The sequence below is a fragment of the Kitasatospora sp. NPDC049285 genome (assembly GCF_040678815.1).
Lineage (GTDB): Bacteria > Actinomycetota > Actinomycetes > Streptomycetales > Streptomycetaceae > Kitasatospora.
In genome coordinates this window covers 1-22,365 of record NZ_JBFAQR010000005.1, presented here as the reverse complement: position 1 = coordinate 22,365, position 22,365 = coordinate 1, and the positions used below count along the sequence as shown (strand labels likewise).

The following is a 22,365-nucleotide window of genomic DNA, read 5'->3' as shown; positions in this document are numbered from 1 at the left end:
ACGCCGGACCTAAAGTAGAAGGGCCACCCGTCCCGGCGGACGGAGGAACGCGCCGACCGCGCCCTCCAGCACCCCGTGGGGGCGGCGTCGGCACCATGAACGACGAGGAGGCCATTGCCGTGCAGGAGACCGTACCGGTTCCCGCGGCAGTGGCCTCCTCTCGTGTACACGGCCCAGGGCCCGCACGTCCGGCGCCGTGAGTAGCACTTGCAGATCTGCTGACCAGCAGGCGGAGAAGGAGAAGTCCATGCAGGAGACGCAGGAGACCGCGGACACCGGCGCCCGCCGCCGGGTACTGCTCAAGCTGTCCGGCGAGGCGTTCGCCGGCGGCGGCGGCCTCGGCGTCGACCCGGACGTGGTGCACGCCATCGCCCGCGAGATCGCCACGGTGGTGCGCTCCGGGACGGAGGTCGCCGTGGTCATCGGCGGCGGCAACTTCTTCCGCGGCGCCGAACTCCAGCAGCGCGGCATGGACCGGGCCCGCTCCGACTACATGGGCATGCTCGGCACGGTGATGAACTGCCTGGCGCTCCAGGACTTCCTGATCAAGGAGGGCATGGAGACCCGGGTGCAGACCGCCATCACGATGGGCCAGGTCGCCGAGCCGTACCTGCCGCTGCGCGCCATCCGGCACCTGGAGAAGGGCCGCGTGGTGATCTTCGGCGCCGGTATGGGCATGCCGTACTTCTCCACCGACACCACCGCGGTCCAGCGCGCCCTGGAGATCCACGCCGACGTCCTGCTGATGGGCAAGAACGGCGTCGACGGCGTGTACGACTCGGACCCGCGGACCAACCCGGCGGCGGTCAGGTTCGACTCGCTGGACTACACCGAGGTGATCGCCCGCGACCTCAAGGTGGCGGACCTGACCGCGATCACGCTGTGCAAGGACAACGGGCTGCCGATCCTGGTCTTCGAACTGCTCGCGGAGGGCAATATCGCCCGTGCGGTCAAGGGTGAGAAGATCGGCACACTCATCAGCGAGGATTCCGCCCGGGCCTAGGCGTCGGGGCTCTGAGCAGCAACAGCCGTCCGGGGCACCGGTACGGGACAAAGCAGATGATCCGGACAGGGAGCACACAGTGATCGATGAGACCCTCCTCGAGGCCGAGGAGAAGATGGAGAAGGCCGTCGCCGTCGCCAAGGACGACCTGGCCGCCATCCGTACCGGGCGTGCGCACCCGGCGATGTTCGCCAAGATCGTCGCGGAGTACTACGGCGCCCTGACGCCGATCAACCAGCTGGCCTCGTTCTCCGTTCCGGAGCCGCGGATGGCCATGGTCACCCCGTTCGACAAGACCGCGCTGAAGGCCATCGAGACCGCGATCCGCGACTCGGACCTGGGCGTCAACCCGTCGAACGACGGTTCCGTCATCCGGGTGGTGCTCCCGCAGCTCACCGAGGAGCGCCGCCGCGAGTACATCAAGCAGGCCCGCGGCAAGGGCGAGGACGCCAAGGTCTCGGTCCGCTCGATCCGCCGCAAGGCGAAGGACGCGATCGACAAGCTGGTCAAGGACAAGGAGATCGGCGAGGACGACGGCCGCCGCGGCGAGAAGGAGCTCGACGACCTGACCGCCAAGTTCGTGGCGCAGATCGACGAGCTGCTCAAGCACAAGGAAGCCGAGCTGCTGGAGGTCTGATCCAGGCTCCGCACACGCCCCGGACCGGCGGTCACACCACCGCCCGGCCCGGGGCGCGGCTCGACCCGGCCGACACCAAACGGGTCACGCGCGGCAGCCTCCGGCATAGCGAGGGGGCGACGCGGCACAGACTCAGATCATGCCCCCCGTCCAGGAGACCTCCGTGGCCCAGACCGACCAGCAGCCCCGCAAGCCGCGCGGTGGCCGCAACCTGCCCGCCGCGATAGGTGTCGGCGCCGGCCTGGGGGCGGTGATCGTGGCCTCGCTGTTCGTGGTCAAGGCGGTCTTCATCGTGGTGGTCGCCGCCGCCGTCGCGGTCGGCGTCTGGGAGCTGACCAGCCGACTGGCCGAGCGCAAGGACGTCCACGTCCCGCTGATCCCGCTGGTGATCGGCTCCGTCGGCATGGTGATCACCGGGTACTTCGAGGGCGGCCAGTGGGCCGCCGCGGTGCTCGCCCTCACCGGCCTGGCGCTGATGGTCGCCCGGATGGCCAGCCCGCCGGAGAACTACCTGCGCGACATAACGGCCGGGGTGTTCACCGCCTTCTACGTCCCGTTCCTGGCCACCTTCGTCGCCCTGATGCTGGCCGCCGACGACGGCGCGTGGCGGATCCTGCTGTTCCTGGTCGTCACCATCTGCTCCGACACGGGCGCGTACGCCGTCGGCTACAAGTTCGGCCGCAACAAGCTGGCGCCGACCATCAGCCCCGGCAAGACCCGCGAGGGCCTGGCCGGCGGCATCGGGCTGTCGATGGCGGCCGGCGCCCTGCTGATGCAGTTCGTCATCGACGGCGGCAGCTGGTGGCAGGGCCTGATCCTGGGCGGCTGCGCGGCCGTCACCGCCACCCTCGGCGACCTCGCCGAGTCGATGATCAAGCGCGACCTCGGCATCAAGGACATGGGCACCCTGCTCCCCGGCCACGGCGGAATCATGGACCGCCTGGACTCCCTGCTCCCCACCGCCCCGGTCGTCTGGCTCCTCCTCACCGCCTTCGTCGGCGGCTGAGCCGCACCACCCTCCCGAAGGCCCCCGCCCGCGGGGGCCTTCGGCGTTCCCGGAACACGCCGCTCGGCTCGTCAAGTGGATCTGAGACACTGGATGAATCATGCCTAAGCCCGGAGAACTGACCTTTGTCGCGCCGCGCGGCGCCAAGCCCCCGCGACACCTCGCCGACCTCAGCCCTGCCGAGCGCAAGGAGGCCGTTGCCGAGTTGGGCGAACAGCCGTTTCGCGCGAAGCAGTTGGCCAACCACTACTTCGGGCGGATGTCGACTGACCCGGCGGAGTGGACGGACATCCCGGCTGCCAGCCGGGAGAAGCTGACCGAGGCGTTGCTGCCCGAGCTGATGTCGGTGGTGCGGCACGTGTCGTGCGACGACGACGCGACGCGAAAGACGCTGTGGAAGCTGTTCGACGGGACGCTGGTCGAGTCGGTGCTGATGCGGTACCCGGACCGGGTCACCATGTGCATCAGCTCGCAGGCCGGCTGCGGGATGAACTGCCCGTTCTGCGCGACCGGGCAGGCCGGGCTGACGCGGAACCTGTCCACGGCCGAGATCGTCGAGCAGATCGCGTCCGGCATGCGCGACCTGAAGTCCGGCGCGGTGCCCGGTGGTGAGGCGCGGCTGTCGAACGTGGTGTTCATGGGCATGGGCGAGCCGCTCGCCAACTACAACCGGGTGCTGGGCGCGATCGGCCGTCTGACCGACCCGGCTCCGGACGGCTTCGGGCTCTCGCAGCGCGGTATCACGGTCTCCACCGTCGGCCTGGTTCCGGCGATGCACCGGTTCGCGGACGAGGGTCTGAGCTGCCGGCTCGCGCTCTCGCTGCACGCCCCCGACGACGAGCTGCGCGACGAGCTGGTGCCGGTCAACACCCGCTGGAAGGTCGACGAGGTGCTGGATGCCGCGTGGAACTACGCGGACAAGTCCGGCCGCCGGATCTCCATCGAGTACGCGCTGATCAAGGACATCAACGACCAGGCGTGGCGCGCCGACCTGCTCGGCCGGCTGATCAAGAACCGCCGGGTCCACGTGAACCTGATCCCGCTCAACCCCACCCCCGGCTCCAAGTGGACGGCCTCCCGCCCGGAGGACGAGCGTGAGTTCGTTCGCCGCCTCCAGGCCCACGGCGTCCCCACCACGGTCCGCGACACCCGCGGCCAGGAGATCGACGGTGCCTGCGGCCAGCTCGCCGCGGCGGGTTAGGACCGGCCAGGTCCAGTGCTCTGCCCCCTCCTCCGGACGCTAGAGGAGGGGGCAGAGCACTGCCGTCAGGCCGCCCGTGATCAGCAGGACCGTGCCGACGGTGAGCGTGCGCAGGGCGACGGCGCCGGTGAGCAGCGAGGGCGGGGTGCCGAGGCGGTCGAGGGCGTCGGCGGTGGGGCGGCGGGCGGCGCGCAGCTCGTGGAGACGGGCGGCGAGGGCCGCGATCGCGCAGGCCAGCACGAGGATGCCTTCGACCAGGGTCAGGGCGGGGACGGCGGTGTCGTGGTCGGCCCAGTTGCGGGCGGCGACCAGCAGCAGCACGACGATCGCGGTGAGCACGGCCACCGGGGCGCCGAGCCGCCGGGACTGCGCGGCGAGGCCGCGGCCGGCCAGCAGCCGCAGCGGGGCGGGCCGGCCGAGCGCGAGCAGGCGGCCGGCGACCAGCAGGAGCGGGCCGGTCCACAGTGCGACGGCGGTGGCGGTGACGGTCCAGCCGATCAGCAGGGCGGGGCTGGTGGCGGGCAGACCGCCGGGCAGGGCGACGGTGCGGCCGTCGACGCCGGCACCGGGGCGCAGGCCGTACAGCTGGAGGCCGAGGCCGACCACCAGGAGTCCGGCGGGCAGTGCGAGGCGTAGCGGGGCGAAGGTGGGGCCGGCGGGTTCGGCGGGGCGGCCGGGCAGGCGTTCCGGGAAGTCGACGGCGCAGGCGGCCGAGACCCCGGCGACCAGCGGCAGGACCGCGAGCAGGGTGATCGGTGCGACGGCGGGCAGCGGGACGCCCATGCCGAGGTCGGGGGCGAGCGTGGGCCCGGCGATGTCGTTGCGCAGCACGAGGAAGAGCAGCAGGGTGGCCGCGGAGCCGAGCACGCAGGCGAGCGCGATCTCGCCGGCGATGAGCAGCCGGATCCGGGTGGGTCCGGCACCGGCCGCGGTGAGCCCGGTGATGCGCTCGGGGTGCTGCGCGGGGACGGCGCGGGCCGCGACGGCGGCGAACCAGGCGACGGCGGCCAGCGGCGGCAGGCACCACAGCAGCCGGTCGAGCGAGGCGCCGGCGGGTTCGCTGAGCGCGCGGCCGAGGGCGCGCAGCAGGAACGCGGCGACCACCGCGGCGGCGGTGGCGGTGAGCAGTCCGCGCGCGAGGTCGAGGGTGCGGTAGCCGCGGGCGAGTCTGAGGTAGTACACGGCTGGCCTCTCAGCGCCCGGCGGGGACGGCGGCGGTCTCGGCGGTGAGCCGGCCGTCGACCAGGTGGACGGTGCGGTCGGCGAACCGGGCGAGAGCCGGGTCGTGGGTGGCCAGGACCAGGGTGAGCTGGTGGGAGCGGGCGGCGCTGGCGAGTATCCGCAGCACCTGTTCACGGGCGTCGCGGTGGAGCGGCGCGGTGGGGTCGTCGGCGAAGACCACGGGCGGCTCCGGGGCGAGCGCGCGGGCGACCGCGATCCGCTGGCGCTGGCTCTGCTGGAGCTGGGCGGGCCGGAGCTTGGCGCAGTCGGCGACGTCGAGCCGCTCCAGCCAGTCGGCGGCGGCGCGGTACGCGGCCTTGTGCCCGGCGCCGGCCAGCAGCAGCGGGAGGGCGACGTTCTCACGGGCCGTCAGTTCCGGGACCAGGTGCGGTTCGGAGCCGACGTAGCCGAAGCGCTCGCGGCGGAGCTTCTCGCGGCCGGTGCGGCTGAGGGTGTGCACGGGGGAGCTGTTGAACCAGACCTCGCCGTCGTCGACCGGGAGCTGCGCGGAGAGGCAGCCGAGCAGGGTGGACTTGCCGGAGCCGCGCGGTCCGGTGACGGCCAGCATCTCGCCCACGCGGACGCCGAGGGAGACGCCGCGCAGGGCGGGGGTGCCGTGGTGGGACTTGACGATCCCTCGGGCCCAGAGCACGTCGTTGTCGGGCGGGGCCGCTGACATGTGATCCATCCAGGTGCCGACGGGGATATGACAGTCGTCAGATTAGAACGATCGGGCGTCCTCGCGGGTGCGCCGCACTGCTCCGATCAGGGATGAATCGGTGCGAAAGCGGCGTGTTGGCCGACAGATTCACTCCCGGGTACGCCGAAGGGCGGTCCCGACGTGAGGAGTCGGGGCCGCCCTTCGGTGGAGGGTGGGGAAGGAGGATCAGATCTTCTGCCACGCGTCGGAGAGGCTGGTCCGCAGGATCTGCTCGATCTCGTCGAAGGTCGACTGGTCGGAGATCAGCGGCGGGGCCAGCTGCACGACCGGGTCGCCACGGTCGTCGGCGCGGCAGTAGAGGCCGTTGTCGAACAGGGCCTTGGAGAGGAAGCCGTACAGGACGCGCTCGACCTCGTCGTCGTTGAACGACTCCTTGGTGACCTTGTCCTTCACGAGCTCGATGCCGTAGAAGTACCCGTTGCCGCGGACGTCGCCGACGATCGGCAGGTCGCGCAGCTTGTTCAGGGTGCCCAGGAACTTCGACTCGTTGTCGAGCACGTGCTGGTTGAGGCCCTCGCGCTCGAAGATGTCGAGGTTGGCCAGCGCCACCGCCGAGGAGACCGGGTGGCCGCCGAAGGTGTAGCCGTGCAGGAAGGTGTTGTCGCCCTTGTAGAACGGCTCGGCGATGCGGTCCGAGATGATCGTGGCGCCGATCGGGGAGTAGCCCGAGGTCATGCCCTTGGCGCAGGTGATCATGTCCGGCACGTAGCCGAACTTGTCGGCGCCGAACATGGTGCCGAGGCGGCCGAAGGCGCAGATGACCTCGTCCGAGACCAGCAGCACGTCGTGGCGGTCGCAGATCTCGCGCAGGCGCTGGAAGTACCCGGGCGGCGGCGGGAAGCAGCCGCCGGCGTTCTGCACCGGCTCGACGAAGACGGCGGCGACGGTCTCGGGGCCCTCGAAGAGGATGGCCTGCTCGATCTCGTCGGCGCACCAGCGGCCGTACGCCTCGGGGTCGACGGTGCCGTCGGGGCCCGCCAGGTACGCCGGGGCGCGGTAGATGTTGGTGTTCGGGGCCTTGTGGGTGCCCGGCACCAGCGGCTCGAACGGGGCCTTCAGGCCCGGCAGGCCGGTGATGGAGAGCGCGCCCTGCGGGGTGCCGTGGTAGGCGACGGCCCGCGAGATGACCTTGTACTTGGTCGGCTTGCCGGTCAGCTTGAAGTACTGCTTCGCCAGCTTCCAGGCGGTCTCGACCGCCTCGCCGCCACCGGTGGAGAAGAAGACCTTGTTGAGGTCGCCGGGCGCGTAGTTGGCCAGGCGCTCGGCCAGCTCGACGGCCTTCGGGTGGGCGTAGCTCCACACCGGGAAGAAGGCGAGCTCCTTGGCCTGCTTGGCGGCGGCCTCGGCCAGCTCCTCGCGGCCGTGGCCCGCCTGGACCACGAACAGGCCGGCGAGGCCGTCGAGGTACTTGCGGCCCTTGTCGTCCCAGACGTAGGTGCCTTCGCCCTTGACGATCGTCGGCACGGGGGAGTTCTCGTACGACGACATGCGGGTGAAGTGCATCCACAGGTGGTCGTAGGCGGTCTTGGAAAGGTCCTTCTGCGCCGGCTCGGCTGTCATCGGGTGCCCCAGGTGTAGGTCTGTTTCCGGAGCTTCAGGTAAACGAAGCTCTCGGTGCTCCGCACGCCGGGAAGCGAGCGGATGCGCTTGTTGATCAGTTCGAGAAGGTGTTCGTCGTCCTCGCACACCAGTTCGGCGAGCAGGTCGAAGGACCCCGCGGTGCACACCACGTAGTCGACCTCGTCGAAGGCGGCCAGCGCGTCGGCGACCGGTTCGATGTCGCCCTCGACCCGGATGCCCACCATCGCCTGGCGGGTGAACCCGACGGTGAGGGGATCGGTCACGGCGACGATCTGCATCACGCCCTGGTCGAGCAGCTTCTGGACCCGCTGGCGTACGGCCGCCTCGGACAGGCCGACGGCCTTGCCGATGGCGGCGTACGGGCGACGCCCGTCCTCCTGCAGCTGCTCGATGATCGCCTTGGAGGCGGCGTCGAGGGGAACGCTGGCGTTCCGGTCGCGGTTGGCCACGCCGCCACTGTGCCGGACCGGGCGGAGAAGCGCAAGCCGCCGTGCTGCTGATTTCGTCGCCGATTCGAAGATCGGGCGCGGAAAGCGTCGCGTCTGGCGAGGCCCCCTGTCGATATCGATGGCGATGGCGCTACTCTGACGACGTACACGCGGGCGCGTGCACGCCCCCGAACGTGGCTTGTCGCTGACATGCCGTGGTCACCGAGTGCCGGAGGTAACCTGGCGCCGGGGCTGCAACGTGGCAGGCCCAGACCGAGGAGAGATCCGTGAGCGAGCTTCGTACGCTGCGCAACTACATCAACGGCGAGTTCGTCGACGCGGCGGACGGCCGCACGCTCGACATCGTCGACCCGACCACGGGCGAGGTCTACGCGACCTCGCCGCTCTCCGGCGCCGCCGACGTGGACGCCGCGATGGACGCAGCTGCCGCCGCCTTCCCGGCCTGGCGCGACGCCACCCCGTCCACCCGTCAGAAGCTGCTGCTGAAGATCGCCGACGCGGTCGAGGCCCGGGCCGACGAGATCGTGGACGCCGAGGTCCGCAACACCGGCAAGCCGCGCGGGCTGACCCTCTCCGAGGAGATCGGCCCGATGGTCGACCAGCTGCGCTTCTTCGCCGGCGCCGCCCGTCTGCTGGAGGGCAAGGCCGCGGGCGAGTACATGGACGGGATGACCTCGATCGTCCGCCGCGAGCCGGTCGGCGTCTGCGCGCAGGTCGCGCCGTGGAACTACCCGATGATGATGGCCGTGTGGAAGTTCGCCCCGGCGATCGCCGCGGGCAACACCGTGGTGCTCAAGCCGTCCGACACCACCCCGGCCTCCACCGTGCTGCTGGCCGAGATCATCGGCGGCGTGCTGAAGGACCTGGAGCTCCCGGCCGGCGTCTTCAACGTGATCTGCGGCGACCGGGAGAGCGGCCGCCTGATGGTCGAGCACCGCACCCCGGCGATGGCCTCCATCACCGGCTCGGTCCGGGCCGGCATCCAGGTCGCCGAGTCCGCCGCGAAGGACGTCAAGCGGGTCCACCTGGAGCTCGGCGGCAAGGCCCCGGTCGTGGTCTTCGAGGACGCCGACATCGCCGAGGCGGTCGAGGGCATCTCGGTGGCCGGCTTCTTCAACGCCGGCCAGGACTGCACCGCCGCCACCCGCGTGCTGGTGCACGAGTCCATCCACGACGCCTTCGTGGAGGCGCTGGCCAAGGCCGCCGCCGACACCAAGACCGGCGGCGTGGACGACGAGGACGTGCTGTACGGCCCGCTCAACAACGCCAACCAGCTGAAGCAGGTCGCCGGCTTCATCGAGCGCCTCCCCGCGCACGCCAAGGTCGAGACCGGCGGCCACCGGGTCGGCGAGGTCGGCTACTTCTACGCGCCGACCGTGGTCTCCGGCCTGCTGCAGGACGACGAGATCATCCAGAACGAGGTCTTCGGCCCGGTCATCACCGTGCAGAAGTTCACCGACGAGGACCAGGCCGTGGGCTACGCGAACGGCGTCGAGTACGCCCTCGCCTCCTCGGTGTGGACCAAGGACCACGCCCGCGCCATGCGGATGTCGCGCCGCCTGGACTTCGGCTGCGTGTGGATCAACACCCACATCCCGCTGGTCGCGGAGATGCCGCACGGCGGCTTCAAGAAGTCCGGCTACGGCAAGGACCTGTCGTCGTACGGCTTCGAGGACTACACCCGGGTCAAGCACGTGATGACCGCGATCTGACAGGGCGACAACAGGGGCGCGAGGAACTGCGCGCGCAACCATGCATCCACATAGGGCGATGCCTGGTCGCGCGGTCCTCGCGCCCCCTCGCGTTTCCACCGTGTCAGGGCGACATGCGACTCGCGTGACAGGATGAAACTGCCCAGCGGGAGGACGTCTCCCTACGCTGGATGCATGAGCATCCCCACCGCTGACTCAGCCGCCGGGCAGGCCGTCAAGGCCGCCGACCGCGCGCACGTCTTCCACTCGTGGTCCGCCCAGGCTCTGATCGACCCCCTCGCGGTGGCCGGTGCCGAGGGCTCCTACTTCTGGGACTACGACGGCAACCGCTACCTCGACTTCTCCTCGCAGCTGGTGAACACCAACATCGGGCACCAGCACCCGAAGGTGGTCGCGGCGATCCAGGCGAAGGCCGCCCAGCTGTGCACCATCGCCCCGGGCTTCGCCGAGGAGTCGCGCAGCGAGGCGGCCCGGCTGATCGCCGAGCGCACCCCCGGAGACCTGGACAAGATCTTCTTCACCAACGGCGGCGCCGAGGCGAACGAGAACGCGATCCGGATGGCCCGGCTGCACACCGGCCGGCACAAGGTGCTCTCCACCTACCGCTCGTACCACGGCGCGACCGCCAACGCGATCACGCTGACCGGCGACCCCCGGCGCTGGGCGAACGAGACGGGCGTGTCGGGCATCGTGCACTTCTGGGGCCCGTACACCTACCGCTCCAACTTCCACGCCGAGAACGAGGCGCAGGAGTGCGAGCGGGCGCTGGCGCACCTGGAGCAGACCCTCGCGTTCGAGGGTCCGGGCACCGTCGCGGCGATCATCCTGGAGACCGTGGTCGGCACCGCGGGCATCCTGATCCCGCCGGCCGGCTACCTGGCGGGCGTGCGGGAGATCTGCGACCGGTACGGGATCGTGTTCATCCTGGACGAGGTGATGGCCGGCTTCGGCCGCACCGGCGCGTGGTTCGCGGCGGACCACTGGGGGATCACCCCGGACCTGCTGACCTTCGCCAAGGGCGTGAACTCCGGCTACCTGCCGCTCGGCGGTGTGGCGATCTCCGCGGAGATCGCCGAGACCTTCGCGCAGAGGGCGTTCCCGGGCGGCCTGACCTACTCGGGGCACCCGCTGGCCTGCGCCTCCGCGGTCGCGACGATCAACGCGATGGCCGAGGAGGGCATCGTGGAGCACGCCCGGCACATCGGCGAGAACGTGCTCGGCCCCGGCCTGCGCGAGCTGGCCGTGCGCCACCCGTCGATCGGCGAGGTCCGCGGTCTGGGCGTGTTCTGGGCGCTGGACCTGGTGAAGAACCGGGAGACCCGCGAGCCGCTGGTGCCGTACAACGCGGCCGGCGAGGCGAACGCGCCGATCGCGCAGCTGGCGGCGGCGTGCAAGCAGCGCGGGCTGTGGCCGTTCACCAACATGAACCGCTTCCACGTGGTGCCGCCGTGCACCGTCAGCGAGGAGGAGGCGAAGACCGGTCTGGCGATCCTGGACGAGGTGCTGACCCTCACCGACGCGCACACGGTCTGACGTTTCGTCACCGAAGGCCCCAGGCACGCCGCCCGGGGCCTTCGTGCTGCCCCGGCTACCACGAGAGACAACCCGTCTGTACGATGATCGGCTGAAATTTGGTACGACATTGGGGAAGTCATGGGGGATCAGGGATTCCGGGTCCAACCGGAACAACTGGAGGCCTACGGGCGGCTGATCGCGGATCAGTCGGCCCGGATCGACGCGGTGCGGTCCCGGTTGGCCGGAGTGCCGCTGGCCTCCAGCGACTTCGGGAAGCTGCCGGGGTCGGACGAGCTGTTCCAGGCGTACCAGGAGCACGCGCGGGCCGAGGAGCAGAACTTCGGCGACCTGTCGTAGCTGCTGGACGGCGCCGGCGAGGCGCTGCACAGCGTGGGCGGGAACTACCGCGAGCTGGACGAGGAACTCGCCGCGGGTCTGGGAGGCCAGGGATGACCGCGCTCGCCAGCGTCGACTTCGGCCAGGTCGGCGACGCGTACAAGTGGACCCGCGACCAGGTCGACGCGGTCACCGCGCCGCTGCCCGACCTCAGCAACCCGGTCAGCGACGGCCTGGACGCCGGGCTCGACCACATCGTCAAGGCCGCGCTGGACGCCACCGGCCTGATGGACGTGCTGGAGAAGGTCACCGGCAACCTGGCCGGGCTCACCGCCGCCGCCCAGGAGTGGCAGGCCCAGGCCAAGGAGATGCACGCCGTCGCCGCCGATCTGCGGGCCGGCGCCGGACCGCTGGCCGAGGGCTGGCAGGGCGCCGCCTCCGCCTCGTTCGGCGCGTACCTGGGCCAGGTGGTCGAGGGCATCGACGCGACCGCCAAGGACATGGAGCAGGTCGCGCAGATCATCAGCCAGGCCGCGGCCGAGTGCAAGCTCGCCGAGGACCTGATCATCGGCATCATCCGGGAGGCGATCGAGACCCTGATCGTCAGCCTGGCCGCCATGGTGATCGTCGACATCGTCACGGTCGGCCTGGCCACCATCGTCGACGCGCTGGTCGTCGAGGCCGAGATCGCGGTCTACATCGCCCGGGTCGAGCGGGTGTCGGTGAAGCTCGCCGAGGCGCTCCGCGACCTGATGCGGGCGGTCAAGGAACTGCGCACCGTCAACCGCACCTGGAAGGGCTTCAAGGACGCCAAGGCCGCGGCCAAGGTGGTCCGCAAGATCGGCAAGAAGCCCTGGAAGGCCGGCCTCGGCGTGCTGAAGAACCCCGACAACCTGCCGATGGAGGCCCGCCTGCTGCACGCCGGCGCGGCGATCGGCGTCAAGGAGGTGTTCTCCACGATCAAGGGCGGCATCAAGGCGCCGATCGCGCTCGGCCTCGGCGCGGGCGGCCCCGCGAGCGTGCTGACCGACGCGCTCAAGGACGACGGGAACGTCGACGCCCTCACCGGAGCCCTCGACGGCCCCGGCAAGCAGCAGCCCTACCGGGTGCCCAAGAACCGCATCGAGGAGGCGTTCGGATGAGCCTGCCCCACGGCGGCGCCCCGCCGATCCACGAACCGAGCCGCTACGGCGGCGGCTCCTACCTGGCGCTGGCCGCACCGCTGCTGGCCCCCGGCGAGCAGGTCCGCGGCATCGTCGACGCCGACCTCGGCGACCTGATCCGCCGCGTCCCGCGCAAGTACCGCAGCCGGAACCTCGCGCTCGGCACCGAGCTCGCGCTCGGCGCCGTCAGCACCGCCTTCGACCTGATCGGCTCCTTCGCGGAGGTGGTCGAGGACTGCACCTGGGGCCTGATCCGCAGCCTCCGCCGACTGGTGCGCGGCCGCGGCCTGACCGGCGGCTGGACGAGCCAGGCCGGACGGTTCGTCATCACCGTGCGCGCCGGCGGCCACTGGGACGGAGGCTACTCCAACGACGACGTCCTGCTGGTCCTCACCGACCGGCGGATCCTGCTCGCCCACGAGTCCCGCGGCGCCCTCACCGCCCTCGGCGACCTGCCCTACCCGCAGCTGCGCCGGATCGAGAACCGCCACACCTGGCTCTCCAACCGGGTCGACCTGCACTTCGCGGACGGCTCGCTGGCCGCCCTGGAGGTCTCCTCCACCGAGACCGCCGCACTCCAGGCCCTCGGGCCGCGCTGACACGCCGGCCGGCGCCGGCACCCCGCCGTGACGGGGTGTCAGCGCCGGACCGCGTCCAGCGCCAGCAGCGCCACGTGCAGCGACAGGCACGACTCGACCTGGTCCAGGTCGACGCCCAGGATCCGCTCCACCTTGTGCAGCCGGTCGTAGAACGACGGCCGCGACAGGTGCGCGGCGTCCGCCGCCGCCGACTTGTTGCGGCCCTGCTCCAGGTAGATCCGCAGCATCTGCACCAACTGCCCGCCGTGCTCGGCGTCGTACGCCAGCAGCGGGCCCAGCTCGCGCTCCACGTAGGTCTGCAGCCGCTCGTCGTCGCGCAGCAGGTGCAGCAGACCGCGCAGCCGCACGTCCGGAAGCCGGTAGTAGGCGGCGGCCCGGCCGCCGGGGGAGTCGTGCAGCGCCGCGTCCGCGACCTGGGTCGCCTCCAGCAGGGTGCGGCGGGCGTCGCGCACCGAACCCACCGAGGAGCCGACCGCTATCACCGGCGCCGCCGCCGCGCCGTCCCGCGCCGACTCCGCGACCAGCCGCCGCAGCGTCGCCGCGAAGGTCTCCAGCGCGGTGTGCTCGTCCTGCTGCGCGCCCAGCGTGATCAGCACCCCCACGCCCTCGTCGTCCAACGCGCCGACCAGCGCCGACAGTCGGCTGGTACGGATCGCGGTGGCCGCCAGCTCGGTGAAGTCGCGCAGCCGGGCCTGCGCCTCCAGCGCAGCCGGCAGCGGACCCTGACGCTGCCTCAGCACCACGCCCACCAGCCGCCGCCCCTCCAACGGCACCCCCAGCGCCTGCGCGCGCAGCGCCACCTCGGACACCGTCAGCGCGTGGGTGAGGATCCCGGACAGCAGCGTGCGGTGGGTCTGCCGCTCCAGCGACTCCCGGTCGCGCACCACCAGCCGGTTCAGCGCCAGCGTCGCCGCGCCGCGCTCCAGCAGCATCGCGTGCGGGTGCGGCACGTCCGGCGGCAGCGGGACCGGCTCGTCCACCAGCACCAGCCGGCCCCAGTCCTGCCCGCGCGCGCCGACCGCCGTCACCAGCCAGCCCGACCGCGGGTCGTAGCCGGTGCGGCCCGCCGGGTGCACCCCGCGCGAGCGGCGCTCCCAGTCCTCCAGCAGCTCCACCTCGCCGTGCCCCGCGGTCTCGTGCGCCAGCACCTGGTGCGCCAGGTTCTCCAGCACCACCGGCGCGCCCGCCATCCGGCCCACCTGCCGGACCACCTCGGCCGGCTCGGCGCCCTCGATCGCCAGCTCGTTGAAGACCTGGTGCACCGCCTCCGACACCCGCAGCTGCTCCAGCTGCGCGTTCACCACCAGCGCGTGCACCGCCTCGGTCACCGCGACGAACTTCAGCTCCCGGCGCAGCACGACCAGCGGCAGGTTGTGCCGCTCCGCGGCCGCGACCAGCGCCCGGGGCAGCGAGTCGAAGTAGCGCCGGCCGAACTCGATCACCAGCCCGGCCACCCCGACCTCGTCCAGCTCGCGCACGTACCGGGCCAGGCCGTCGCGGTCCTCCGGCAGCGCGATGCCGGTGGACAGCACCAGCTCCCCGCCGCGCAGCACCCCCGCCACGTCCGGCAGCTCGCTGACGTGCACCCAGCGCACCGGGCGCTCCAGCGCGCCGGCGCCCGCCACCACCTGGGGCAGACCCCGGCGCATCACGTCGAGGTCGAGCACACGGGCGACGGTGGGGAGCATCGCGGGTACCTCCGGGGGTTCTCAGGGTGTCAGGGCAATCATGCAGGTCCGCGACGCTGTGTCGCCCATTCGCAGCCTTGCAGCGTGTAAGCCGCTGCACATGCGCCCTGGCGGAGTGACCCTTGCCCGGGGCACCCCGTCCGAGGCATCGTCGGCCGGGTCGAGTAGGCAATGGAGGCAACTCATGGACCTGACCACCTTCAGCGACGGCGCGCAGTACATCGCGGGCCGGCTCACCCGGGGCTCCGGTGGCGGCGACCCCTTCACGGTGGTCAACCCCGCCGACGGCTCCACCGTCCTGGAGGTCGAGCTCGCCACCACCGCCGACGTCGACGCCGCCGTCGCCGCCGCGCGTGCCGCGCTGCCCGAGTGGTCCCGGGCCACCCCCGGCGCCCGCGCGGAGGCGCTGAACCGGCTGGCCGGCATCCTCGGCGACCAGGCCGGCCAGCTCGCCCGGGTGGAGACCGCGCAGACCGGCAAGCCGATCAAGCTGTCCACCGAGTTCGACGTCCCCGGCACGGTCGACAACACCGCCTTCTTCGCCGGCGCCGCCCGCAACCTGGAGGGCAAGGCCGCCGGCGAGTACAGCGGCGACCACACCTCGTACGTACGCCGCGAGGCGATCGGCGTGATCGGCTCCATCGCGCCGTGGAACTACCCGCTGCAGATGGCCGCCTGGAAGATCCTCCCGGCGATCGCCGCCGGCAACACGATCGTCCTCAAGCCCGCCGAGCTGACCCCGCTCACCGCGCTGATGTTCGCCCGCGCCTGCACCGCGGCCGGCATCCCCGACGGCGTGGTCAACGTGGTCACCGGCGCCGGCCGCACCGCCGGCGAGCACCTGATCGGCCACCCCGACGTCGCCATGGTCTCCTTCACCGGCTCCACCGCCGTCGGCCGGCGGGTCGCGGAGATCGCCACCGCCACCGTCAAGCGCACCCACCTGGAACTCGGCGGCAAGGCCCCGTTCGTGGTCTTCGATGACGCCGACCTGGACGCCGCCGTGCACGGCGCGGTCGCCGCCTCGCTGATCAACAGCGGCCAGGACTGCACCGCCGCGACCCGCGCCTACGTCCAGCGCCCGCTCTACGACGCCTTCGTGGCCGGTGTCGCCGAGCTCTACCGGGCGATCCGCCTCGGCGACCCGCTCAACCCGCAGACCGACCTCGGCCCGCTGGTCTCCTTCGCCCACCGCGACCGGGTGGCCGGCTTCGTCGAGCGCGCCCGCTCCTACGCCACCGTGGTCACCGGCGGCCGCGCCGAAGGCAAGGGCCACGACGGCCACGACCTCTCGCTCGGCGCCTACCACCTGCCCACCCTGATCACCGGCGCCGCCCAGGACAGCGAGGTCGTCCAGGGCGAGATCTTCGGCCCGGTGCTGGTCGTCCTGCCCTTCGACGGCGACGAGGAGGGCCTGCGGCTGGCCAACGACACCCCGTACGGCCTGGCCGCCTCCGCCTGGACCCGCGACGTCCACCGCTCGCTGCGCGCCACCCGCGAGATCGCGGCGGGCTGCGTCTGGGTCAACGACCACATCCCGATCATCAGCGAGATGCCGCACGGCGGGTACAAGTCCTCCGGCTACGGCAAGGACATGTCGCAGTACTCGCTCGACGAGTACACCCAGGTCAAGCACGTCATGTTCGACACCACCGCGGTGGCCCGCAAGGACTGGCACCGGACGATCTTCGGCGACCGCTGACCGGTCGTCAGGCCGCCCCGTCGCGGCGATCCGTCGAGGCGATCCGTGTAAGAGACCACCCGCTCCTCGCTCTCCCGTGTGGCAGGCACCCCCGGCCCGCCACCCGGGAGAGACGAGGAACACCGGTGGACACCCCCCGCTACCCCAGCGCCCTGCACTGGCTGGCCGACGCCGCCCCGGACCCCGACGCCTGCCGCCGAACCTGGGAGCGCACCCGGTTCGGCCTCGCCCTGCTGCCCGCCGGCCGCCGCTGGGACGTGCTGCACGCCCCCGGCCGGATCGGCCGCCCCGCCGCCGCCCTGCTCGACCGGCTCGGCTGCGGACCCGTCCTGGAGGACCCCGCCGCCGACACCGTCGGCTTCCTCGTCCCGGTCGGCACCGCCGGACGCTGGATCGGCAGCGGCATCCGTTCCTCCGGCGACGGCACCTGGATCGCCGTCCCGCACCCCACCCGCCCCACCCGCGGCGCGCACTGGCTGGTCCCCCCGCACCGCACCGGCCGACTGGTCGACCCCGCCGCGCTGGAACTCGCCCTGCACGACGCCGCCGCCCGCCTGCGCACCCACGGCTGACCGCCCGGACGCACCGGCGGCGCACCCGCCGCCGACCGCCCACGCGCGCAAGACTGTCCCCATGGACACCAGCACCGCCGCCCCCGGACCGCCCGGCGCGCCCGAGCAGCCGGGACTGCCCGGCACCGCACCGCCGCCGCCGCCCACCGTGGACCGCGCCCGGCTGCTCACCGACGCCCAGCCCTACTGCCTGCAGCACGCCCTCGCCCTGGCCGGCCCCGAAGCCCTCCGCCTGCACGGCCTCCCGGTCGGCCGCGCCGCCCGCACCGCCGACCTGCAGCTGATCACCGCCGAGGGCCCGCCGCTCGCCGACCTCGCCGGCGGACTCGCCGAAGCCCTGCGCGCCGCCGGCCACCTCGTCCGGGAAGCGCCCGGCACCGCCCGCCGCGCCCAGCTCACCGTCACCGCCGGCCCCACCGCCCTCGGCCTCGAACTGCGCCGCGAACCGCTGCACCACCCGCCGATCCTCCCCGCGGGCGCGCCCGTCCCCGTCACCGAGCTGACGGACACCGCCGCGCTCGCCGTCCTCACCCTGTGCGAACGCGCGCTGCCCGCCGACCTGTTCGCCCTGTACGCGCTCACCACCCGGTTCCGCGAGGGCGAACTCCTCGCCCTGGCCAGCGCGTTCGACGAGGAGTTCACCGCCCGCACGCTCGCCGACCGGCTGGAGACCGCCGCCGCGCTGCTCCCGCCCTGGGCCCCGGAGCCCCGGCAGTGGGCCGAGGCCTGGGCGCAGGACCTGCGGCTCGACCTGCTGGAGACCACCGAACTCGCCGACGGCCTGCACGACCCGTACCTGGACGCGCTCGACGAGGAACCGCCCGCCGACGACCTGTAAGGGTGAATCTCGGTTCCCCGTCAGGGTGCTCGTTGAGGAGGGCCCTCGGCCCGCGCAGACTGGAGGAGAGCGCGGGATGTCCGTGGACCATCGGAGGCAGAGACCCTTGAGCAAGCACATCAAGCACTGGATCGGTGGCCAGTACGTCGCCACCGCCGGAACCGCGCCCCGCCGCGGCGACATCCACGACCCGGCCACCGGCCAGGTCACCGGTCAGGTCGACTTCGCCGAGATCACGGAGGTCGACCAGGCGGTCGCCGCCGCCGCCCAGGCGTTCGGCACCTGGCGCAACGCCTCGATCGCCAAGCGCACCCAGGTCCTGTTCAACTTCCGCGAGCTGTTCAACGCCCGCAAGGACGAGCTGGCCGCGATCATCGTCGCCGAGCACGGCAAGGTGCACTCCGACGCCCTCGGCGAGCTGGCCCGCGGCCAGGAGGTCGTCGAGTACGCCTGCGGCATCCCGCAGCTGATCAAGGGCGGCTTCACCGAGCAGGCCTCCACCGGCATCGACGTCTACTCGATCCGCCAGCCGCTCGGCCCGGTCGCCATCATCTCGCCGTTCAACTTCCCGGCCATGGTGCCGATGTGGTTCTTCCCGATCGCCATCGCGGCCGGCAACACGGTCGTCCTCAAGCCCTCCGAGAAGGACCCGTCCGCCGCCAACTTCATCGCCGAGCTGTGGAAGGAGGCCGGCCTCCCGGACGGCGTCTTCAACGTCGTGCACGGCGACAAGGTCTCCGTCGACCGCCTGCTGGAGCACCCCGACGTCAAGTCGGTCTCCTTCGTCGGCTCCACCCCGATCGCCCGCTACGTGTACGAGAACGGCACCCGCTACGGCAAGCGCGTGCAGGCCCTCGGCGGCGCCAAGAACCACATGCTGGTCCTCCCCGACGCCGACCTCGACCTGGCCGCCGACGCCGCCATCAACGCCGGCTTCGGCGCGGCCGGCGAGCGCTGCATGGCGATCTCCGTCCTGGTCGCCGTCGACCCGATCGGCGACGAGCTGGTCGAGAAGATCAAGCAGCGGATGGCCGCCCTCAAGGTCGGCCCCGGCTGCAACGGTGACTCCGAGATGGGCCCGCTGGTCACCGGCCAGCACCGCGACAAGGTCACCTCCTACCTGGAGTCCGGCGTCGCCGACGGCGCCGAGCTCACCGTGGACGGCCGGAAGCACCCGATCGCCGCCGAGGACGCCACCGGCGCTCCCACCGCCGACGGCTACTGGCTCGGCCCCACCCTCTTCGACCACGTCAAGCCGGGCATGTCCGTCTACAACGACGAGATCTTCGGCCCCGTCCTCTCCGTGGTCCGCGTCCCCTCCTACGACGAGGGCCTGGAGCTGATCAACGCCAACCCCTACGGCAACGGCACCGCCATCTTCACCAACGACGGCGGCGCGGCCCGGCGCTTCCAGAACGAGGTCGAGGTCGGCATGGTCGGCATCAACGTGCCGATCCCGGTCCCCGTCGCCTACTACTCCTTCGGCGGCTGGAAGGCCTCGCTCTTCGGCGACAGCCACGCCTACGGCCCCGACGGCGTCCAGTTCTTCACCCGCGGCAAGGCCGTCACCCAGCGCTGGCTCGACCCCTCGCACGGTGGCATCAACCTGGGCTTCCCCACCAACAGCTGACACCACCGCGACACCCGCCGGACGGCCGGCCCCACTCCCCGGGGCCGGCCGTCCGGCCGTTCCCGCGCCCGGGGCCCCCGCGCGGCGGCCCCGTCAAACGGTCCCGTTGCTCCGGACCTGCCGGCGCACCGTCGCGGTGACCGCCCGCGACACCACCGGACCGAGCCCGTCCACCACCTCGACCAGCACCCCCAGCCCGTCCAACGCGGCGAACGCCCCCGCCGCACCCTCCGGGTCCACCCCCTCGTACAGCTCCAGACCGATGAACGCCGCGGTCACCGCCCGCGCCAGCCCCGGCAGGTCGAGGAACTCCGCCATCAGGTGCCCGGTGAACAGCCGCACCAGCACGGCCTCGATCTCCACCGTCCACAGCCGCAGCCCCTCCGCCGTCACCTCGGCCAGCTGCGGATACCCCCGTGCCCCCGCCAGGAACTGGCCCAGCAGCGCCACGTTCCCGTCCGCCCGCTCCTGCGCGTGCAGCTCCTGACCGACCGTCAGCAACTCGCGCAGCGACCCCACCTCCGCCAGCCGCTCCCGGTACCGGCCGACCCGCGCCGCGGTCTCCCGGAGCGCCGCCGCCGCGAGCAGCCCCTCCACGGTCTTGAAGTGGTAGAACACCAGCGCCTGATTGGCCCCGATCTCCCCGGCAATGCTCCGCGCCGACACCCCCGAGATCCCGTGCCGCTTGAGCGCGCCGATGGCCGCGTCCATCAACCGCTCACGTGTGTCGCTCATGCGCCGCAGCGTAGCCCGCACCTCACATCCGGAAGGACTCGCGCACCGGCCGCACATGGCGCGGAACCCCCTCCGGCCCCACCCGCGGGTACTCCGCCGTGAACCACCCCTGGTACCCCAGCACCAGCCCCACCACCGGATTGGTCACCCGCACCCGGATCCGGAACCGCCCCTCCCGCTCGTCGAACCACTCGTGCAGGTCCGCCCGCCCCGTCAACGCCTCCGGCAGCGCGGGCGACCCCGCCAACTACGACACCCGCTGCGCCCCCGACGAGATCACCAGCCCGCCCCGCGCCGTCACCCCCACCCGCAGCTCCACCGCCAGGTGCTGGTGCGTCCCCAGGTAGTCGATCACCGTCCCCGCCCGCCCCGGCGCCGCCACCATCGTCGCGTCGAACCGCCGCGGCCGGACGAACTGGAAGGTCCGCACGAACGTCACCGTCTCCCGCCCGAACCCGTCCCGGTAGGCGTAGTTGGCGATGGTGAACGGCACGTCCCGCCCGTGCTCCGGGAACAGGATGTTGCGACGCGTCCCGAGTCGCAGGAACGGCGCCACCACGGCCGGCCCGCGTTCGACCCGCTCCATCCGACCCGTCCCGATGCACGCGATCCCGTCGGCACTGGAGAAACCGAACCGACGCTGCAACTCCGGGTGCAGCCTCGTGAACTCCTCCCCGAGCGCATCCCGGAAGATCGACCCGCTTGGAGCGGGCGAGACGGCGGACGCGGGCGGGGCGATCAGCGTGACAGTCATGGCAGCTCCAGGGAGTTCAGTAGACGAGGCGGCCGCGCGGCAGCACGACCGGTGGAATCCCGCCGCGGCCTGCGTCGGCAACGGCGAGCCGCGGGCGTGACGGGGGAGGGGGGAACCAGGACGGAGAGCAGGAGGACGGCGACACCGGCGGACAGCCCGAGGCCGACCCGGCCGGACGCCGCCACCGCCGTCCCCGCGGCGACGGCGGCGCCGATCCGCGCCGCGACCTCGCCCAGGCCGTGGACGAGCGCCCGCTCCGGCGACACCCCGCGCTCCGCCCATAGCCCGCACCACCCACCGGTCGCACCCGGCACCCCCCGGCCACCGCCAACCCCGGTAGTCGTAGCCGGTCACGAAGGTGACCCCCGGCACCCCCTCCACCCGCAGGTACCGCCAGTAGCCGGCCCCCTCCTGCAACGGCGACCACCCCGAGTCGGCCGCGAACCGCAAGGCACTGACCCGCGACCCGTCCGCCCGCTCCCGCTGAACCGACGTCACCCCCGTCCCGGTCAGCGCCGGCCCCCGCGACAACCCCAGCCGGTAGCGGAACCGCACCGGCTCGGCCGCACCGTCGACGTACTCGATGCGACTGAACCGCGCGTCCCAGCGCTGGTGCTGCCCCGGCTGCTGGGTGAGCTCCCAGACCAGCTCCGGATCGGCTCGGATCTGCACCTCCACATAGAGCGGCGCGGCCCTGCGGCGGCCCTGACGACGGCCTTGGCTTCGGCCTTGACGACGGCCCTGATGACGGCCCTGATCAGGCATGGATGTCCCCCTACCGGGCCGGTTTGAGCGAGTGCTCAACTCCGGCGGCGCCATCATGGCAGAGGTTTGAGCGATCGCTCAAGGGGCCTGGCGGGCAGGTGCGCGGCGAGCGTCGTTTGCACTCCACCGCCAATCGGCGTAGTGTTCACTAGTCGCTCGGCAGGGAGCACCGGACACGTTTCTTCGTGGACGGTCCCGGGGTGGCCAATCCTCGTGAACCACCAGTTGATCCGTACCGGGTCGCGTCTTTTCGCGTCTCCGTTCGTATTTGCTGTGCGCTTTTTCGGAGATTGCGGCCGATTCGCTTTTCGGAGCGGGGATCGGCTAGAGTTTGAAGCGTCGGACGGGCCGTCAGGTCGCAGAAGACGAAAGCGAGTCGGGAAAGAGCACGAGCTCGGATCTGATAAGCTGGGAACACGAAAGAACGAAGCGCCCGGAGGGCCGGTCGGAAGGCCGCCTGAAGGAAGTGTCCGTTCCTTGAGAACTCAACAGCGTGCCAAAAGTCAACGCCAGATATGTTGACATCCCCGGCCTCGA

The 22,365-nt window shown here is 72.0% G+C and carries 19 protein-coding genes and 1 pseudogene; 13 read left to right on the top strand and 7 right to left on the bottom strand.

Translation table 11 applies throughout. From position 1 onward, the window contains the following. Positions 1-247 precede the first annotated feature (247 nt). The 4 genes from pyrH to rlmN all read left to right on the top strand — a co-directional run bounded on the left by pyrH (position 248) and on the right by rlmN (position 3,847). Complete coding sequence (gene pyrH / locus AB0K51_RS05290; protein WP_363450738.1) at positions 248-1,003, top strand: UMP kinase; 756 nt, start codon at positions 248-250, stop codon at positions 1,001-1,003. A gap of 79 nt (positions 1,004-1,082) precedes the next feature. Further along, positions 1,083-1,640: a ribosome recycling factor gene (gene frr, locus AB0K51_RS05285; protein ID WP_030458788.1), complete on the top strand. Its 558-nt coding sequence runs from the start codon at positions 1,083-1,085 to the stop codon at positions 1,638-1,640. A 139-nt stretch (positions 1,641-1,779) separates the two neighbouring features. Further along, positions 1,780-2,646: a phosphatidate cytidylyltransferase gene (locus AB0K51_RS05280; protein WP_363450735.1), complete on the top strand. Its 867-nt coding sequence runs from the start codon at positions 1,780-1,782 to the stop codon at positions 2,644-2,646. Between the two features lie 100 nt (positions 2,647-2,746). Beyond that, a complete protein-coding gene (rlmN, locus tag AB0K51_RS05275; RefSeq protein WP_363450733.1) occupies positions 2,747-3,847 on the top strand; it encodes a 23S rRNA (adenine(2503)-C(2))-methyltransferase RlmN in 1,101 nt (366 codons plus the stop codon). A 39-nt stretch (positions 3,848-3,886) separates the two neighbouring features. Here the strand turns inward: rlmN and AB0K51_RS05270 are convergent, their stop codons facing one another. The 4 genes from AB0K51_RS05270 to AB0K51_RS05255 all read right to left on the bottom strand — a co-directional run bounded on the left by AB0K51_RS05270 (position 3,887) and on the right by AB0K51_RS05255 (position 7,819). Then, positions 3,887-5,029, bottom strand: a complete 1,143-nt coding sequence (locus AB0K51_RS05270; protein WP_363450731.1) for a hypothetical protein — start codon at positions 5,027-5,029, stop codon at positions 3,887-3,889. A gap of 10 nt (positions 5,030-5,039) precedes the next feature. After that, positions 5,040-5,747, bottom strand: coding sequence for an ABC transporter ATP-binding protein (locus AB0K51_RS05265; protein ID WP_363450729.1), 708 nt, complete (start codon positions 5,745-5,747; stop codon positions 5,040-5,042). Between the two features lie 207 nt (positions 5,748-5,954). After that, a complete protein-coding gene (locus AB0K51_RS05260; RefSeq protein ID WP_363450727.1) occupies positions 5,955-7,349 on the bottom strand; it encodes an aspartate aminotransferase family protein in 1,395 nt (464 codons plus the stop codon). Beyond that, entirely contained in the window at positions 7,346-7,819 is a 474-nt protein-coding gene (locus tag AB0K51_RS05255) for an Lrp/AsnC family transcriptional regulator (protein ID WP_014138339.1), read from the bottom strand. The genes AB0K51_RS05260 and AB0K51_RS05255 overlap by 4 nt, the downstream gene beginning before the upstream one ends. 266 nt (positions 7,820-8,085) lie before the next feature. Here AB0K51_RS05255 and AB0K51_RS05250 point away from each other — a divergent pair, with 266 nt between their 5' ends. The 5 genes from AB0K51_RS05250 to AB0K51_RS05230 all read left to right on the top strand — a co-directional run bounded on the left by AB0K51_RS05250 (position 8,086) and on the right by AB0K51_RS05230 (position 13,144). Further along, positions 8,086-9,531: a gamma-aminobutyraldehyde dehydrogenase gene (locus AB0K51_RS05250; protein WP_363450725.1), complete on the top strand. Its 1,446-nt coding sequence runs from the start codon at positions 8,086-8,088 to the stop codon at positions 9,529-9,531. A 174-nt stretch (positions 9,532-9,705) separates the two neighbouring features. Beyond that, positions 9,706-11,064 carry an aspartate aminotransferase family protein gene (locus tag AB0K51_RS05245; protein WP_363450723.1) on the top strand — a complete coding sequence of 453 codons (1,359 nt, stop codon included), beginning with the start codon at positions 9,706-9,708 and terminating at the stop codon, positions 11,062-11,064. A 120-nt stretch (positions 11,065-11,184) separates the two neighbouring features. After that, positions 11,185-11,403 carry a hypothetical protein gene (locus AB0K51_RS05240; protein WP_363450721.1) on the top strand — a complete coding sequence of 73 codons (219 nt, stop codon included), beginning with the start codon at positions 11,185-11,187 and terminating at the stop codon, positions 11,401-11,403. A gap of 92 nt (positions 11,404-11,495) precedes the next feature. After that, positions 11,496-12,524 carry a WXG100 family type VII secretion target gene (locus AB0K51_RS05235; protein ID WP_363450719.1) on the top strand — a complete coding sequence of 343 codons (1,029 nt, stop codon included), beginning with the start codon at positions 11,496-11,498 and terminating at the stop codon, positions 12,522-12,524. Further along, the gene (locus tag AB0K51_RS05230; protein WP_363450717.1) at positions 12,521-13,144 is read left to right on the top strand and encodes a hypothetical protein; all 624 of its coding nucleotides are present in this window, start codon (positions 12,521-12,523) and stop codon (positions 13,142-13,144) included. The genes AB0K51_RS05235 and AB0K51_RS05230 overlap by 4 nt, the downstream gene beginning before the upstream one ends. A 38-nt stretch (positions 13,145-13,182) precedes the next feature. On the opposite strand, the gene AB0K51_RS05225 is transcribed toward AB0K51_RS05230, so the two are convergent. Next, positions 13,183-14,832 carry a PucR family transcriptional regulator ligand-binding domain-containing protein gene (locus tag AB0K51_RS05225; RefSeq protein ID WP_363450715.1) on the bottom strand — a complete coding sequence of 550 codons (1,650 nt, stop codon included), beginning with the start codon at positions 14,830-14,832 and terminating at the stop codon, positions 13,183-13,185. A 184-nt stretch (positions 14,833-15,016) separates the two neighbouring features. Between AB0K51_RS05225 and AB0K51_RS05220 the strand changes: the two genes are divergently transcribed. From AB0K51_RS05220 to AB0K51_RS05205, 4 genes are all read left to right on the top strand, one after another. Then, positions 15,017-16,534: a gamma-aminobutyraldehyde dehydrogenase gene (locus AB0K51_RS05220; RefSeq protein WP_363450713.1), complete on the top strand. Its 1,518-nt coding sequence runs from the start codon at positions 15,017-15,019 to the stop codon at positions 16,532-16,534. Between the two features lie 125 nt (positions 16,535-16,659). Next, positions 16,660-17,106 carry a hypothetical protein gene (locus tag AB0K51_RS05215; protein ID WP_363450712.1) on the top strand — a complete coding sequence of 149 codons (447 nt, stop codon included), beginning with the start codon at positions 16,660-16,662 and terminating at the stop codon, positions 17,104-17,106. A gap of 61 nt (positions 17,107-17,167) precedes the next feature. Beyond that, on the top strand, positions 17,168-17,944 hold the full coding sequence (locus AB0K51_RS05210; protein WP_363450711.1) for a hypothetical protein: 777 nt from the start codon (positions 17,168-17,170) through the stop codon (positions 17,942-17,944). Between the two features lie 106 nt (positions 17,945-18,050). After that, complete coding sequence (locus AB0K51_RS05205; RefSeq protein ID WP_363450709.1) at positions 18,051-19,574, top strand: CoA-acylating methylmalonate-semialdehyde dehydrogenase; 1,524 nt, start codon at positions 18,051-18,053, stop codon at positions 19,572-19,574. 93 nt (positions 19,575-19,667) lie between these two features. Here the strand turns inward: AB0K51_RS05205 and AB0K51_RS05200 are convergent, their stop codons facing one another. Together AB0K51_RS05200 and AB0K51_RS05195 are read right to left on the bottom strand one after the other, a co-directional pair. Beyond that, positions 19,668-20,309 carry a TetR/AcrR family transcriptional regulator gene (locus tag AB0K51_RS05200; protein ID WP_363450707.1) on the bottom strand — a complete coding sequence of 214 codons (642 nt, stop codon included), beginning with the start codon at positions 20,307-20,309 and terminating at the stop codon, positions 19,668-19,670. 22 nt (positions 20,310-20,331) lie between these two features. Then, a pseudogene (locus tag AB0K51_RS05195) lies at positions 20,332-21,063 on the bottom strand (DUF4166 domain-containing protein). Positions 21,064-22,365 lie beyond the last annotated feature (1,302 nt).

Excerpts from the sequence above, each read along its gene's own strand:
- AB0K51_RS05245 (WP_363450723.1), top strand. The coding sequence starts at position 9,706 with ATGAGCATCCCCACCGCTGACTCAGCCGCCGGGCAGGCCGTCAAGGCC.
- AB0K51_RS05280 (WP_363450735.1), top strand. The coding sequence starts at position 1,780 with ATGCCCCCCGTCCAGGAGACCTCCGTGGCCCAGACCGACCAGCAGCCC.
- AB0K51_RS05230 (WP_363450717.1), top strand. The coding sequence starts at position 12,521 with ATGAGCCTGCCCCACGGCGGCGCCCCGCCGATCCACGAACCGAGCCGC.
- AB0K51_RS05240 (WP_363450721.1), top strand. The coding sequence starts at position 11,185 with ATGGGGGATCAGGGATTCCGGGTCCAACCGGAACAACTGGAGGCCTAC.
- AB0K51_RS05225 (WP_363450715.1), bottom strand. The coding sequence starts at position 14,832 with ATGCTCCCCACCGTCGCCCGTGTGCTCGACCTCGACGTGATGCGCCGG.
- AB0K51_RS05220 (WP_363450713.1), top strand. The coding sequence starts at position 15,017 with ATGGACCTGACCACCTTCAGCGACGGCGCGCAGTACATCGCGGGCCGG.
- pyrH (WP_363450738.1), top strand. The coding sequence starts at position 248 with ATGCAGGAGACGCAGGAGACCGCGGACACCGGCGCCCGCCGCCGGGTA.
- AB0K51_RS05235 (WP_363450719.1), top strand. The coding sequence starts at position 11,496 with ATGACCGCGCTCGCCAGCGTCGACTTCGGCCAGGTCGGCGACGCGTAC.
- rlmN (WP_363450733.1), top strand. The coding sequence starts at position 2,747 with ATGCCTAAGCCCGGAGAACTGACCTTTGTCGCGCCGCGCGGCGCCAAG.
- AB0K51_RS05210 (WP_363450711.1), top strand. The coding sequence starts at position 17,168 with ATGGACACCAGCACCGCCGCCCCCGGACCGCCCGGCGCGCCCGAGCAG.
- AB0K51_RS05200 (WP_363450707.1), bottom strand. The coding sequence starts at position 20,309 with ATGAGCGACACACGTGAGCGGTTGATGGACGCGGCCATCGGCGCGCTC.
- AB0K51_RS05260 (WP_363450727.1), bottom strand. The coding sequence starts at position 7,349 with ATGACAGCCGAGCCGGCGCAGAAGGACCTTTCCAAGACCGCCTACGAC.
- AB0K51_RS05265 (WP_363450729.1), bottom strand. The coding sequence starts at position 5,747 with ATGTCAGCGGCCCCGCCCGACAACGACGTGCTCTGGGCCCGAGGGATC.